General features: G+C 56.6%; 13 protein-coding genes and 1 other RNA gene. 5 read left to right on the forward strand and 9 right to left on the reverse strand.

All coding sequences use genetic code 11. The features are described from left to right. Nucleotides 1-3: 3 nt before the first annotated feature. Nucleotides 4-654 carry a sigma-70 family RNA polymerase sigma factor gene (locus ACS1BR_RS02500; protein WP_463559903.1) on the reverse strand — a complete coding sequence of 217 codons (651 nt, stop codon included), beginning with the start codon at nucleotides 652-654 and terminating at the stop codon, nucleotides 4-6. 254 nt (nucleotides 655-908) lie between these two features. On the opposite strand from ACS1BR_RS02500, the gene ACS1BR_RS02505 reads away from it, so the two are divergent. From ACS1BR_RS02505 to hisN, 4 genes are all read left to right on the forward strand, one after another. After that, the gene (locus tag ACS1BR_RS02505) at nucleotides 909-1418 is read left to right on the forward strand and encodes a DoxX family protein (RefSeq protein ID WP_463559904.1); all 510 of its coding nucleotides are present in this window, start codon (nucleotides 909-911) and stop codon (nucleotides 1416-1418) included. Nucleotides 1419-1549: 131 nt separating this feature from the next. Further along, a complete protein-coding gene (aroA, locus tag ACS1BR_RS02510) occupies nucleotides 1550-2920 on the forward strand; it encodes a 3-phosphoshikimate 1-carboxyvinyltransferase (protein ID WP_463560311.1) in 1371 nt (456 codons plus the stop codon). Then, a complete protein-coding gene (gene rsgA, locus ACS1BR_RS02515; RefSeq protein ID WP_463559905.1) occupies nucleotides 2913-4001 on the forward strand; it encodes a ribosome small subunit-dependent GTPase A in 1089 nt (362 codons plus the stop codon). The genes aroA and rsgA overlap by 8 nt, the downstream gene beginning before the upstream one ends. A gap of 16 nt (nucleotides 4002-4017) precedes the next feature. After that, nucleotides 4018-4821 carry a histidinol-phosphatase gene (hisN, locus tag ACS1BR_RS02520; protein WP_463559906.1) on the forward strand — a complete coding sequence of 268 codons (804 nt, stop codon included), beginning with the start codon at nucleotides 4018-4020 and terminating at the stop codon, nucleotides 4819-4821. A gap of 46 nt (nucleotides 4822-4867) precedes the next feature. Here the strand turns inward: hisN and ACS1BR_RS02525 are convergent, their stop codons facing one another. Next, entirely contained in the window at nucleotides 4868-5269 is a 402-nt protein-coding gene (locus ACS1BR_RS02525) for a hypothetical protein (protein WP_463559907.1), read from the reverse strand. A gap of 336 nt (nucleotides 5270-5605) precedes the next feature. On the opposite strand from ACS1BR_RS02525, the gene ACS1BR_RS02530 reads away from it, so the two are divergent. Next, a complete protein-coding gene (locus ACS1BR_RS02530; protein ID WP_463559908.1) occupies nucleotides 5606-7234 on the forward strand; it encodes an ABC-F family ATP-binding cassette domain-containing protein in 1629 nt (542 codons plus the stop codon). A 68-nt stretch (nucleotides 7235-7302) separates the two neighbouring features. On the opposite strand, the gene ssrA is transcribed toward ACS1BR_RS02530, so the two are convergent. From ssrA to ACS1BR_RS02565, 7 genes are all read right to left on the reverse strand, one after another. Beyond that, nucleotides 7303-7673, reverse strand: a transfer-messenger RNA (tmRNA) gene (gene ssrA / locus ACS1BR_RS02535). 110 nt (nucleotides 7674-7783) lie between these two features. Beyond that, nucleotides 7784-8305: a DUF4190 domain-containing protein gene (locus ACS1BR_RS02540; protein WP_463559909.1), complete on the reverse strand. Its 522-nt coding sequence runs from the start codon at nucleotides 8303-8305 to the stop codon at nucleotides 7784-7786. A 44-nt stretch (nucleotides 8306-8349) separates the two neighbouring features. After that, nucleotides 8350-8841: an SsrA-binding protein SmpB gene (gene smpB / locus ACS1BR_RS02545; protein WP_463559910.1), complete on the reverse strand. Its 492-nt coding sequence runs from the start codon at nucleotides 8839-8841 to the stop codon at nucleotides 8350-8352. After that, nucleotides 8841-9962, reverse strand: coding sequence for a peptide chain release factor 2 (gene prfB, locus ACS1BR_RS02550; RefSeq protein WP_463559911.1), 1122 nt, complete (start codon nucleotides 9960-9962; stop codon nucleotides 8841-8843). The genes smpB and prfB overlap by 1 nt, the downstream gene beginning before the upstream one ends. Nucleotides 9963-9989: 27 nt before the next feature. Continuing rightward, on the reverse strand, nucleotides 9990-10778 hold the full coding sequence (locus ACS1BR_RS02555) for an ABC transporter ATP-binding protein (protein WP_463559912.1): 789 nt from the start codon (nucleotides 10776-10778) through the stop codon (nucleotides 9990-9992). Between the two features lie 6 nt (nucleotides 10779-10784). Continuing rightward, nucleotides 10785-11666, reverse strand: coding sequence for an ABC transporter permease (locus ACS1BR_RS02560; RefSeq protein WP_463559913.1), 882 nt, complete (start codon nucleotides 11664-11666; stop codon nucleotides 10785-10787). Further along, nucleotides 11663-13690, reverse strand: coding sequence for a glycosyltransferase (locus ACS1BR_RS02565; RefSeq protein WP_463559914.1), 2028 nt, complete (start codon nucleotides 13688-13690; stop codon nucleotides 11663-11665). Before ACS1BR_RS02565 ends, ACS1BR_RS02560 begins: the two co-directional genes overlap by 4 nt. Nucleotides 13691-13699: the final 9 nt, after the last annotated feature.

Genomic DNA, 13699 nt, shown 5'->3' on the forward strand with positions numbered 1-13699 from the left:
TGTTTACCCTTTCTTCTGGTGTGAACGTGTTATTCCCATGTCGCGTGCGTGGTCAGCCAGCCTGTCTCTCAGTAGCTTTCTGCCCCTGTGAAGCCGGGACATCACCGTGCCTATGGGCGTGTTCATAATCTCTGAAATTTCTTTGTAGGAGAACCCTTCGACGTCGGAGTAGTAGACCGCCATACGAAAATCTTCGGGGATGGAGAGGAGAGCCTGCCGCACGTCATTATCGGGCAGCCGGTTCAGTGCCTCGGTTTCAGCCGATTGCAGACCTGTGGAATCGTGGAGGCTTGCCTGCGCTAGCTGCCAGTCTTCGACCGTATCCGTGTGGGACTGCTGGGGTTCACGCTGTCGTTTCCTGTATATGTTGATATAGGTGTTGGTCAGTATCCGGTAGAGCCAGGCTTTGAGGTTTGTGCCGGGCCGATACTGGTGAAAGGCCGAGAACGCTTTGGTATAGGCTTCCTGGACGAGGTCTTCGGCATCGGCTTGGTTTCTCGTCATGCGCAGTGCGGCCGCGTAGAGCTGGTCTACGTATTGCATGGCGTCCCGTTCGAATCGAGCTTTACGCTCGGCGACGCTTTCGGTGCTGAGGTCTACCGTTGATTGATCGCCGGAGCCTTCGACCTCGCGTGTCGACGCTGTTGCGGTCATATTGTGCCCTTTTCTGTATCTGGCTGCTGACAATAAAACTTTACTGTTACCTTCCACCCTACTCGGTTCACTCATCGCCTTGGTCAACACCGCTGTCACCCCACCTATTCCCGTTTTCTGGCGGGGGTGAGACACGCCGGAACAATGATGCCTACTTATTACCCTATTTGCTGCCCTCATGTCTACTATGAGAGAGAAGGTTTTAGCCGTCTACCCCCGTGCCGGTTTTTGCCGGTAGGAATTGAGGAGAAAAAATGTCTCTGGTTCGCCGAGTAGCACGCCCCCTGCTGGCCTCAAGTTTTATTGTTTCGGGGCTGAAGCGCCTCAAAGATCCCGATTCAACGGTTTATATTGCCAAGGCTGTCAATATTGCCGCTTCCACCCCACAGCTGAGTATTTTGCGGGGTCAGGAGAAGCTGGTGGGACAGGTTCTTGCCGGAACTCAGGTGGCTGCTGGGAGCCTGTTTGCCCTGGGTAAGCTGCCCCGCCTCTCCTCAGCTGTACTTCTCGGCGCTGGGATCACAAACGCCTATATCGAGTACCGTGCAGCGGATGCCACCACCAAGGAAGGAAGGGCCGCCCGTCGTCGGGAAGCGCTGTCCAACGGGTCTCTCCTGGGGGCTATCGCTATCACCGCGGTTGATACCGACGGTAACCCTTCGCTGGCCTGGCGGGCCAATAAGATAACCGAGAAGGCAGCCAAAAAGTCTTCTCAGCTGACCGCCGAGGTCCAGGCCAAGACGGAGGACCTTCTTCACCGCTAAAGCCTCAGCCCCCTACGGTAAAGGCCGGTGTAACTGTGCCGGTGTCTCGCGCCCGGAGGCCGGGACACCGGTGCTTTGCGTACAATGGATTGCACGTTTATATTCCGCACACGAAGGTAACCTAGGATTTGATGCAGCAACAGTGGCAACCCACCCCGGTCGGTGATTGGCTTGCTCCCACGGTGGAGGTATCTGCGGGGGCGTCTGCACAGGTTCGGGTTCCCGGCTCAAAATCACTGACGAATCGTTATCTACTTCTGGCGGCTCTTGCCGATTCCCCCTCGCTTCTTCATGCCCCCCTGCACTCGCGTGATTCGGTGCTGATGATGCGCGCCCTTGAGACTTTAGGGGCCGGTTTTGAACCGAGAGAGACCGGGTCGTTTTTTGGTCCGGATATGAGGGTTACCCCTATCGATGCGAAGGGTGGTGGTCGCGGCCGTGTCAGCGTTGACGTTGGTCTTGCCGGTACCGTCATGCGCTTTATTCCCCCGGTTGCTGCGCTGCTACCGGGTAGTACCACTTTTAGGGGTGACCCCGCTGCCAGTCACCGCCCCATGGGGCCCATGTTTGAGGCGCTGCGTTCTCTGGGGGTTGAGGTGCTCAAGAGCGGTTCCGGTTCTCTGCCTTTTACTCTTGTCTCTTCCGGTGGCGTTACCGTTGACGAGCTGAGCCTTGACGCGTCCTCCTCCTCGCAGTTTGTTTCTGCCCTGCTTCTTGCCGCCTGTCGATTTGAAAAGGGGCTTACCCTCCGCCATAGCGGAGATTCTCTTCCCTCCATGCCCCACGTGCAAATGACCTGCGATGTGCTGCGTTCGGTGGGGGTTCGGGTGTCATCGCCCTCCTCCCACCTGTGGCGGGTGGAGCCGGGCGGTTTTCCGGGTTTTGAGGTCAGTATTGAGCCCGATCTGTCCAATGCTGGCCCCTTTCTTGCCGCGGCGGTTGCGCTAGGAGCCACCGTCTCTATCCCGGGATGGCCGGTAGAAACCACCCAGGGCGGTAACCACTGGATTGAGATTCTTCCGCGCTTTGGTGCCCGTGTGCGGCTAACAGACTCTGCCCTGACGGTGACCGGCCCTACCGGTGGTGCCCGTGCAGGTTTTGACGGTATCGACATCGACCTTGCCGAGGCCGGTGAGCTAGCACCCACCGTTGCCGCACTCTGTGCCCTGGCCCGTACTCCCAGCCGGTTACGGGGTATCGCGCATTTACGCGGACACGAGACAAACCGGTTAGCTGCCTTGACAGCCGAAATCAACGGGCTGGGCGGCAGGGCGGCAGAGACAGCAGACGGTCTTGAGATTTATTCCGCTGCCACCCGCGGTGGGTCGTTTGAGACCTACGGGGATCACCGGATGGCTACCGCGGCGGCAGTTATTGGGCTGGTGGTCCCCGGCGTGGTGGTCTGCGATGTAGACACTACCGCCAAGACCCTCCCCAATTTCACGGGTTTGTGGGAGTCCATGCTTACCCAGTTTTCCGGGAGAGCCTTCACCGATGCCTAAACCGAGAAGAGACTGGGACGAGCCCGATGTGCGTCTTCGCCCCAACAAGAAGGGATCCCGTCCACGCACCAAAGACCGCCCCAGCCATTCCCAGGCTGTGCTGGGGAGGGTAATCACCGTCGACCGTGGCCGGTACACCGCCGTGGTGGATGAGGGCACGAGTCGGCAGAGGACCCTGGTTGCTGTCCGGGCTAAAGAGCTGCGTCGCCAACCCGTGGTGGTGGGTGACACCGTGGGTTTGGTGGGTGACACCAGTGGCAGGGAGGGCACACTAGCCCGGCTGGTCCGGATTGAAGAGCGCAGCAGTCTCCTTCGCCGCAGTGCCGATGACACGGACCCCCACGAGCGGGTGGTGGTCGCTAACGCCAGCCAGCTGTTCATTGTGGTTGCCGCCGCTCACCCTCAGCCGCGTACCGGTTTTATCGACCGGTCGCTCGTTGCCGCTTTCGATGCCGGTATCACCCCGCTTTTGTGCATCACTAAAACAGATTTGGCGTACCCGAAAGAGCTACTGGATTATTATGAGCGGACGGATCTCACCATCTTGCTTTCCGGTGCTGCTCACGCCGGTTCGGCCGCTTCCGATAGTGGTGAGTTGGAGGCCGGTCTTATCCAAAAAATATCGGCCCATCTGAGCGGTGAAATTTCTGTGCTGCTGGGGCATTCAGGAGTGGGTAAGTCTACCCTGGTGAACGCGCTCACCGGAGCCCACCGTGATACCGGGCATGTTAACGCGGTGACGGGGCGGGGGCGGCACACGTCCTCGTCGGCTCTTGCACTGCACCCCGAGAACACCCCGGCGGGTACCTGGATTATTGATACCCCGGGCATACGCTCTTTTGGTCTTGCGCATGTTCCCCGTGAAAATATTGTTGCCGCGTTCACCGATCTTGTGGAGGGCTTGACAGACTGCCCTAAAGGCTGCTCACATTCGGTGCAGGCTGCGCAGTGCGGTATGGCCGCCTATGTCCGTTCGGGCCGGGCCGGTGCGCAGGGGCCGGCACGGCTTGAATCTCTGCGCAGACTGCTGGGGGTGGCTGAGGCGGCCGGAAAGACAGAAAAGAATCTGGGCACAGTATGAAAGTAGGAAGAATCTCATGATGGCAGCCAGCCCTTACACCGATGACCTCCGTTTAGCGCATATCCTTGCCGACGCTGTGGATAGGCTTACCCTGGGGAGGTTTCAGTCCCGGGATTTTTCGGTGGCGACTAAACCGGATTTGAGCCCGGTGACCGACGTTGACCGGGAGGCGGAGCAGCTTATTCGTGCGCAGTTAGCGAGGGCTCGTACCCGTGATTCTGTGTTGGGTGAGGAGTTTGGTGAGTCCGGGTCTTCGCCGCGGCAGTGGGTGCTTGACCCGATTGACGGTACCAAGAATTTTGTGCGCGGTGTCCCGGTGTGGGCCACGCTGATTGCCCTGCTTGATCGCGGTGTCCCGGTGATGGGTCTGGTGTCTGCTCCTGCCCTGCAACGCCGCTGGTGGGCTGTTGCCGGTGGTGGCGCCTATGCGGGGAAGTCCCTGCACAAGGCGAGTCGTCTTACCGTGTCACGGGTCGGTGAGCTTGAGGATTCTTCTTTTTCTTATTCTTCGCTGACCGGTTGGCGAGATATGGGGCTTCGTGAGCGGTTTCTGGACCTGACCGACCGTGTGTGGCGCACCCGGGCTCTGGGTGATTTTTGGTCTTACTGCCTGGTTGCCGAGGGTGCGGTGGATTGTGCAGCTGAGCCGGTACTGAATCTCCACGATATGGCTGCCCTGGTTCCCCTGGTGCAGGAGGCCGGGGGGCGTTTTACATCTCTGGCCGGTGAGGACGGCCCTCACGGCGGTAACGCGCTGGCAAGTAACGGCCTGCTACACGATCAGGTGCTCACTTACCTGGGCACCGATAAGCGGGCTTAGCCAACCCAACCTGTACCTATGCCCGTTCGGTGTGTGCCCTCTCTTTTTACCAGTAGTATGCGAGCGAAGCTAGAAGGTAGATGAGAAAAGCGACAACCGCAATATCCAAAAGAAGGGCTAGCACCCCGCACACGATACCCCAGGCGCCCATGCTGGTGGCCTTGGTGGAGAAGGCTGTGGGGTGAGGTTTTTTGGCGTTGGCGGTGGCCCGGATTCCCAGGTAGATGGCCATTGCCGCGGCAATGAGTGCGGCGATCAGCGAGAGACCGTAGGTACCGAGTGCCAGGAAAACCAGAACGATAGCGGCAACCCCGCTACCAAGCGAGCCAACCCCATAAAAATATCCGCGGCCCCGGGCATCGGCTAGTGGCTGGGCCCAACCGCGGCTCGCGCTTTCAGGCACCGCATATTCGGGAAGAGCAAGGGTCTGCTGGCTATGCTGATTCATGGTTTCCTCAACTGGGATAGACGGTATGTACAATCTTATAACTCTGAGAGGGTGTAGGCGACTACGAAAGCTATATGCCGTCAACAACTCCAATGTATATAAATGTATATACGAGAGTCCACATAACAGCGCTGAAGGTCACGCCCACTGCACCGGTGAAGATATCGCCCACCGTAACACCCTTTTTAGTACTCGGAGGCCCTCTCATTCTACGTGCCAAACCGACGGTCGGCGACAGGGTGAAGAGATATCTCCCAGCATCATGTGAGTCCTACCCGCTGTACGGCTGGAACCGTTCGAGTTTCCGGTAGAATCACACACATCAGGAGGTTCCCGTTGACCGCTCAATCTCACCTAGAGGGTGCCGCTGTCGCCCTTTCCTACAGCCCCGATCGCAGTATCTTTGACCGTATCTCCTTCTCCGCCCAGAACAAGAAAATTGGTCTCATCGGGGCTAACGGGTCGGGAAAATCAACACTGCTCAAAACAATTGCCGGTGACATAGAGCCCACGTCTGGCAAGATAGTCACCGGTTCCACCCCCTACTACATGGCGCAGGACAAGACCCCGGGCGACCCCCGAACAGTGGCCCAATTTCTCAAGATCGACCGCTACCTTAGAGCCTACGCCCACCTGATAGAGGGCAAACCAACCGAAAGCGATTTCTCCTTCTTAGAAGGAAACTGGGATCTTCACGACCGCATAGAAGAAACCCGTTCGCTCTGGTTCCCCTCCCTAGCGTTAGAAAAACCTATAGCGGACATCTCAGGTGGTGAATATGCCTCACTCGGTCTAGCCTACCTGCACCTTTTCAAGCCCAAAATCGCCTTACTTGACGAACCCTCCAATAACCTAGACCTATCCCACCGGCTACTGCTAACAGACGTACTCACCAACTACCCGCACACCCTGATCATCGCTACGCACGACCGTGAACTTCTCCAGCATGTTGACACAATCTGGGAGCTACGCAACGGATCCCTCACAACAATCGAAGGAACTTACGCCGACTATCTAAGAATGTGCGATGTCCGCCAGGCTCAAAGCCAGCAGCGTCTCCTAGCCGCCACCCAAGAGGTGAAACAGGCCAACCAGGCGGTACGACATTTAGAAAAGAAGCAGGCAACCCGACGGGGCAACAACCGGCTCGCCGCATCGAAAAAACGCGGCTCCAAGATGTCCATGAACGGGCTCAAAGGTCGATCAGAGGCGTCGCTTGGCAAGGATCGAGCCAAACTTCTTGAACGCAAACGGAGAGCAGATGCAGAACATCATGACATTGCAGCAACTGTCGAAAAGTCGCAGCATATCCGTCTACACGGTTTCCTCGACGACGCAGCCACCCAGCCCCAGCAAATCATCCGCCTGGTCAACAAATCTGGGTGGACAACGGTCCTCGGTGGCAACGACAGGGTCGCCCTCCTAGGAGACAACGGGGTGGGGAAATCGACTCTCCTGCGCAGCATCCACAACCCTGCACTGCAAAAACACGGCTCTGCCTGGGCAGAACTCATCCGTGATACACCCGATGCCGTGGGCATCTTGGCGCAGAACTCCTCCCACCTAGACCAGCAAAAAACCGTCTGGGAAGAGCTAACCTGCTCATTTGAGCACTACGATAAGCAAGAAATATTCGCCCTGCTCGCCAGGCTATCCTTCAGTGCCCGTGATGCCGAAAACCTGGTAGGCACTCTATCCGGCGGAGAACGCTTCCGCATAGCTCTCGCCAAGATCCTTCTTGCCCAGCCGCAGAAAAAACTAATCATTTTAGACGAACCCACAAACAGCCTGGATCTGGACAGCCTGAGCGCGGTTGAAGAGATGCTCAACCAGTTTCCCGGCGCCCTACTCGTGGTGAGCCACGATATGACTTTCTTACGCAATATCGCCATCCATCGCTGGTTTGAACTCACCGAAACCGGGCTTGTAGAACTTGTCAAACCAACCGATGAAAACCCGTTTTAACACGTAAAACGCCCACTCCGATACAAACCCAGTTGGAACTGGGCTGACTATCAGAATGGGCGTCCGGGTAGTGGAGATGCGGGGAATCGAACCCCGGTCCGATGCGGCCTCGTCAGGGCTTCTACGTGCGTAGTCTACCTGGCGGTGTTTTCGGCTTCAGCACTTGGGTAAACGCGTCTGCTGCCAAACCTATCCGTATAAAAGTCCCTCACTCCCCTACGGCCGGGAAGCGAAGCAGTGGCCTTTATAAACTGATGCCGGGAACCGGGTCAAAGGCTAACCCGGGCCGACAGACTGTACTCGCGCTTAGGCAGCGAGTGCGAAGTCAGTGCGCTTAGATTTTGCACTTATTGGTGTGCAGAGGGTATTAACGAGTGTCCTCTACATCCTCGGCACGCTTCACCTGTCTCAACGCGCATCGTCGAAACCGATCATCCCCATATTCCTTTATCAAAGAACGCCCCGGCCCAGGTTCTTCTGCGGGTCGGGTATTTAAATATACACCCCGGGGCTCAACCTGCCAAGGGGTGTATCGGAGAACACCGCAGCCTAGCTGCTATAGTTTTCCGTCCACTGGGTTATACAGCTGTCGAGGGCGGGGCCGTTGAGGCCGCCGCACTGATCGTTAATACTTGCAAAGAGGATTGCCCAGACGATAGTGATGATCACGCTAAAGATCAGGCTTATACCGCTGACCACGGTACCGCTGATCGCAACACCTTTTCTTGCACCGGGGGTCTTTTTCAGGTTAACCAGGGCGATGATACCCAGTATCAGACCCACCAGCGCGAGAACAATACCCAGCCCCACCCAGGAAGTCAGCAGCGCCAGGATACCCAGCACCAGGGACGCAATACCGAGGCCGGTACCGGCCGGCTTGCCCACCGGCTGGTTATCGTAGCCGAAAGAAGAATAGGCGGGCTGCTGAGGGTAGGAGTAGCTGCTGTTGTCCGTACCGGGCGGGTAGGTCGCTGGCTGCCCAGCTGGATTCACGGGGCCTGAGGAATAGTTGCCCGGCTCGTAACGGTTATCCCCGTTCTGGGGGGCGTTCGGTACATTGTTGTCAGACACAGTAGGGTCTCCTTATCTTTGGTAAACACATAATATGTATTGAGTTATCCCAGATTCTTATAGCGCATCGCCCTGGCGGCCTCAAGATTATCCTGCCGTTCGCGCAGCGCCTGCCTCTTGTCGTAGTCGCGCTTACCCGTGGCCAGGGCAATCTCAACCTTCGCTTTCCCATTGCTAAAGTACAGTCGCAGGGGGATAACGGTATAGCCGCTCTCTTTGAGCTTCTGGTTAAGTTTATTGATCTCTGAGCGGTGCAGCAGTAATTTACGCCTGCGACGCGCTGCATGGTTTGTCCATGAGCCGCGCCCGTACTCGGCAATGTGTATTCCTTCCAGCCACATTTCACCGTTGTAGACCTGGCAGAAACCGTCGGCGATGGACGCGCCGCCGTCGCGCAAAGATTTTACCTCGGTACCCATCAGCACCAGCCCGGCCTCAAATGTTTCAACAATATTATAGTTATGGCGGGCCCTGCGGTTGGACGCGATCACCTGGTTGTTGGGGTCCGCTACTGTTTTTTTCTTCTTCTGTGCCATTAGTCCCTGTCTTCTGAGCTTCGTGTTGAGGCGCGCCACCTGATACCGGCGTCGATAAAATGATCGAGCTGCCCGTCAAACACCGCGGCGGGGTTGCCCTCTTCGTGATTGGTGCGGAGATCTTTGACCATCTGGTAGGGGTTGAGCACATAGGAACGCATCTGGTCCCCCCAGCTGGCCTTGACATCGCCGGCCAGCTCCTTTTTCTTGGCGTCCTCCTGCTCCTTTTTGAGCAGAAGAAGCCGGGACTGGAGCACCCGCAACGCTGCCGCACGGTTTTGTATCTGTGATTTTTCGTTTTGCATGGACACCACGATTCCGGTGGGGATATGCGTCATCCGAACCGCCGAATCGGTGGTGTTGACGGACTGCCCACCCGGCCCCGAACTCCGAAACACATCAACTTTTAGTTCTGACTCCGGAATCTCTATGGCGTCGGTCCCCTCAATGAGCGGGATCACCTCGACAGCGGCAAAGGAGGTCATTCGCTTCCCCTGGCTGTTGAAGGGAGAAATACGGACCAGCCGGTGGGTTCCCGCTTCAACCGATAGCTTACCGTAGGCATAGGGCGCCTTCACCTCAAAAGTGGTGGATTTAATACCCGCCTCCTCGGCGTAGGAGGTGTCCATGATATTCGTGCTCAGCCCGCTGCGCTCGGCCCAGCGCAGATACATGCGCTGGAGTTTCTCGGCAAAGTCGGAGGCATCTACACCGCCTGCCCCCGCCCGGATGGTGACCACCGCATCACGTTCGTCGTAGTCGCCGGAGAGCAGGGTAACTACCTCAAGGTCTCGCAGTTTATCGTGAATGTCCTCCATCTCTTTCTGCGCTTCGGCAAGCAGCTCATCTTCGTCTTCTTCGCGAGCTAACTCAACCAGGGCCTCAAGGTCATCTATTCTCTGCTCAAGCCGGCTCAGACGCTGTAATTCTGCCTGCTTATGAGATAGCGCGGAGGTGATCTTTTGAGCCTCCTCGGGGTTATCCCAGAGACTGGGCGCCCCAGCGGCCTCAGACAGCTGCGCGATAGCAGAGCTGAGGCCTTCACGGTCGCTCACCTCTTCAATAGATGCGAAAGTGGAGCGCAGTTCTTTGATTGCTGCAGAAAAATCAGTGGACACCATAGGTCATAAGCCTATCGCAATGCGGTACTACTCGTCCGAATCTGTGTCCTCCCCGCGCATGATCTTCACGGCCTGCTCCGTTGGACCGTCATAGACCATCTTCCCGTGATCCAGGACAACTCCCCGATCACAGATCTTCGATACCAGGTCGAGGTCGTGGCTCACCACCACAAGGGTCTTCCCCTCGCGGGCAAGTTCCTCAATTTTGGCAATACACTTGCGCTGAAAAGGCTCATCGCCGACAGCCAGAATCTCATCCACCAGAAAAATCTCGGGAGAGGTATGCACAGCCACGGCAAAAGCAAGCCTCAAATACATACCCGATGAGTAGAATTTCACCTCGGTGTCGATAAAATCGCCAATCTCGGAGAACTCCACAATCGAGTCGAAGTGAGCCTTGATCTCCTCCTCGGTCATACCCAGGATAGCGCCGTTAAGGTAAACGTTATCGCGGCCGGTCAGATCGGGGTGGAACCCCGCACCCACCTCAATAAGGCCGGCGATACGGCCGCGGGTGAGCACCCGGCCCTCATCCGGGTGCATAACCCCCGAAATCATCTTAAGCAGGGTGGACTTGCCCGAACCGTTAAAGCCCAACAGGGCGACCCTCTCCCCCTCACGAATATCCAGCTGCACCCCGTCAAGAGCATTAAACCTCTCATTGAGGTCACCCTTTCTGCCTTTGAGCAGCCAGACAAAAGCCTCCTTCATCGAACGGGTATGGCGCAGAACAAAGCGCTTGACCAGCGAATCAATCGAGACCACCACCCGGGCATCCGGGGAAATCGGTGCCAGGTCAAGTTTTTCAATGTCCATGACAGATCAGAGCTCCTGGGCAAAGTTGCCCTCAAGTTTGCGGAAAAGCCTATCGCCAATCCACAGCGTAAACAGGGAGATCAGCAGCGCTACCGGAACCCAGAAGCTCAGCAGGTGCGGAGGAATATGTGATGTTGGTAAAGCAGCCGCATCCGCCGAGAGGGTTGGTATCCAAAAGGCATAGTGAAAAAGCTCTACCGCCACCGTTAGAGGATTAACCAAATAAACCGGAAGCACCCAGTCCGGGAGATTATCTCTCACCATGGTCCAGGAGTAGAGTACCGGGGAGAACCAGGTGGCCACCATCAAGAGCATATCCACAATGTTCTCCGAATCCCGGAAGAAAACATTGGCCACACCAAAGATCAGGCCCAGACCCGCCGAAAACAACATAATGATAACCATGGCCACCGCAGCCGCCCCGATCTGGCGCAGACTAGGGTGCCAGCCCGAAACCAGGCAGGCCGCCAGCAACACCAGAATCTGCGGCAGAAAATGAATCAGGGCAACCCAAATAGTGGAGACCGAGAAAAGCTCCCTGGGCAGGTAGATCTTCTTAATCAGAGGCCCGTTCACCACCATGGCCTTAGCCCCGTTGCTGAACCCCTCAGAGAAAAAATTGATCACAATCATACCCGAGAAGAGATAGATCGCGTAGTTCTGCATACCGCGTTCCAGACCCAGGAAAAGACCCATGGCAACATAGAAAACAGCAAACTGAACACCCGGTTTAATATAGGACCAGAGGATACCCAGCACAGAGCCGCGGTAGCGCACCTGAATCTCTTTATCAACCAGGAGCCTCAGCAGGTAGCGGTTTTTGAAAACGTCGCGCAGACCCCGCCCGTGGCCGGGGGGTGATAAAAGCTGATCACTCATGCCACTCATCGCACCAGTTCAGACTCGGTGTGTTTTTCAAACGTCTTCGCCCAGGCCTCATAGGAGGCCACCTCAGCGGCGGCGGAACGGTACCGCTCTCGCAGGCGAGACCAGTCCTTAAAAAGTTTTGCGTGCAGTTTCGACGCGCTCACCAGATTGTCGCGCAACTTCCGGGGGTCACGCTGGTACCAGAAAACACCGGTGCCCTCAGCATTGGTCACCAGAAGCGAATCAAACTTTGAAACAGTCCACCAGCGGTTCTCCGCATAGCTCAACTGAATCTGCGGATAGGACTGAGCCATCTCATCAACCGGCTTAAAGAGCTGCCTTCCCACCGTCGAAACGGTCCACGGAATCAACCTCTGATAGCCGGGTGACTTGAAATTCCTGCGCCCCCTAAAAGGAGGCTTAACCGTCCTGGGCTGGGGGTAAGCGTCAATATCGGTCTCCAGCTGGGCATCCCGAAACTCGGCAACCTTTCCACGAATAACCGGCAGTCGGTCCACCAGCGACGGGTGCAGATGCTCCGGGCCTGACAGGAGATCCTCAATCGCCATCAGACGGCCCGCCTCAGTGTAATACTGCATAGAAAGAGCGTGTTTAATATCCAGAAAAAGAGACTCGCGCAAAACGGAACCACCCTTCTCAAACGGAGAATGGATCAGGGCAGTGATCAGACGGTTGCGTTCGTGAAAATAGGCCTGCCAGCCCACAGAGTCGTCCTTGTCCTGCCACGAAACATGCCAGAGGCCGGCCCCGGGGAAGGACACCGTTGCGATTCCTGCCGCCTTAGCCCGCAGACCGTACTCCGCGTCATCCCACTTGAGGAACAGGGGCAAAGAAAGACCTATTGATCTAATAACCTCGGTGGGGATGAGGCACATCCACCAGCCGTTGTAGTCAACATCGATCCGGCTGTGCATCCAGTGTGTGCTGCGCAGATTAGACTGTGCCAGGTCGTGGCCCAGGGACATCTCATCGTAGGGTTTATCGTAGAACGTCCGCCAGGGGTTAACGACCTCACCAAAAGCGTGCAGCACAGAGCGGTCATACATGTCAAACATATGGCCACCAACAATTGTTGGTTTCTTGCAGTGGTCGGCAAAAGTAATCAGCCTAAGAATAGACTCGGACTCAACCACCACATCGTCATCCAAAAGTATGACATAGTCACTGCCGTTGTTGACCGACTCAAACATGCCCCGGGCAAAACCACCGGAACCACCCATATTGGCCTGGTTAATAATACGGAATTTTCCGGCCAGAGGGGCCACGACCTCTTCGAACTCGGGGTGATCCTGCACCTTATCTGTGCCCTGGTCAACAATCAAGACCTCCTGTACCGCCTCAAGCGCGTCAAGGTTTTCCCCCAGCGACCTGATGTTATCAATACAGTATTGAACCTTGTTCATCGTGGTGATCTGAACCGTCGCCCTACCACCGTTTTCACCGAGTCGGGGGCTGAGAGAACCCCGCCACTGTGCCTCCACCAGGGTCAGGTCTTCTTTAGTGGCGGTCAGATCAAACCAGTACCAGCCACCGTCACCAAAGGGAGCCAGGGTCAGGGCAAAGTCGCAGGTTTCTTCACCAGAGACTTCCCGGGCATCAACACGCTGAATAACACCGCGAGCATTAGATTTGTAAACAACCACCATGCCCTCACCGCGGGTGGTTATGGTGAGATTAACGGTCTTGAGATCCGTCCACCGGCGCCAGTAGGAGGCGGGAAAAGCGTTGAAGTAGGTTCCAAAAGAAACGGTGGTCCCCTCTTTCAGCCGGGTAGAGTGCCGTCCCAGAAAATCGGTTCCAGCCCCCGCAGAAACATTGGAGAGCACCGCACTTTTAGCCTCTTGCTGGGCAGTTGCTTTGGCAATGGTTTTCGCGGCGTCCCCGTCCAGCCGGGTGGGAAGCTGCACCCCGGTTGCGCTACCGCTGTCTATATAGAGCGGAATAACGTCTGTTTGCACAGCTTGGGGAAAGATAACTCGCTGGAGAGTGCGCAGCGCAGTTGTATCGGTTTCAGTAGTGGTCATATCCTCTTA

It is taken from the genome of Rothia sp. 18CD1-1 (genome assembly GCF_055285355.1).

What these genes read in the sequence shown, in the direction of transcription:
- ACS1BR_RS02560 (WP_463559913.1), bottom strand. Translation starts at nt 11,666, where the DNA reads ATGAGTGGCATGAGTGATCAGCTTTTATCACCCCCCGGCCACGGGCGG.
- ACS1BR_RS02505 (WP_463559904.1), top strand. Translation starts at nt 909, where the DNA reads ATGTCTCTGGTTCGCCGAGTAGCACGCCCCCTGCTGGCCTCAAGTTTT.
- rsgA (WP_463559905.1), top strand. Translation starts at nt 2,913, where the DNA reads ATGCCTAAACCGAGAAGAGACTGGGACGAGCCCGATGTGCGTCTTCGC.
- aroA (WP_463560311.1), top strand. Translation starts at nt 1,550, where the DNA reads ATGCAGCAACAGTGGCAACCCACCCCGGTCGGTGATTGGCTTGCTCCC.
- ACS1BR_RS02500 (WP_463559903.1), bottom strand. Translation starts at nt 654, where the DNA reads ATGACCGCAACAGCGTCGACACGCGAGGTCGAAGGCTCCGGCGATCAA.
- smpB (WP_463559910.1), bottom strand. Translation starts at nt 8,841, where the DNA reads ATGGCACAGAAGAAGAAAAAAACAGTAGCGGACCCCAACAACCAGGTG.
- prfB (WP_463559911.1), bottom strand. Translation starts at nt 9,962, where the DNA reads ATGGTGTCCACTGATTTTTCTGCAGCAATCAAAGAACTGCGCTCCACT.
- hisN (WP_463559906.1), top strand. Translation starts at nt 4,018, where the DNA reads ATGATGGCAGCCAGCCCTTACACCGATGACCTCCGTTTAGCGCATATC.
- ACS1BR_RS02565 (WP_463559914.1), bottom strand. Translation starts at nt 13,690, where the DNA reads ATGACCACTACTGAAACCGATACAACTGCGCTGCGCACTCTCCAGCGA.
- ACS1BR_RS02525 (WP_463559907.1), bottom strand. Translation starts at nt 5,269, where the DNA reads ATGAATCAGCATAGCCAGCAGACCCTTGCTCTTCCCGAATATGCGGTG.
- ACS1BR_RS02555 (WP_463559912.1), bottom strand. Translation starts at nt 10,778, where the DNA reads ATGGACATTGAAAAACTTGACCTGGCACCGATTTCCCCGGATGCCCGG.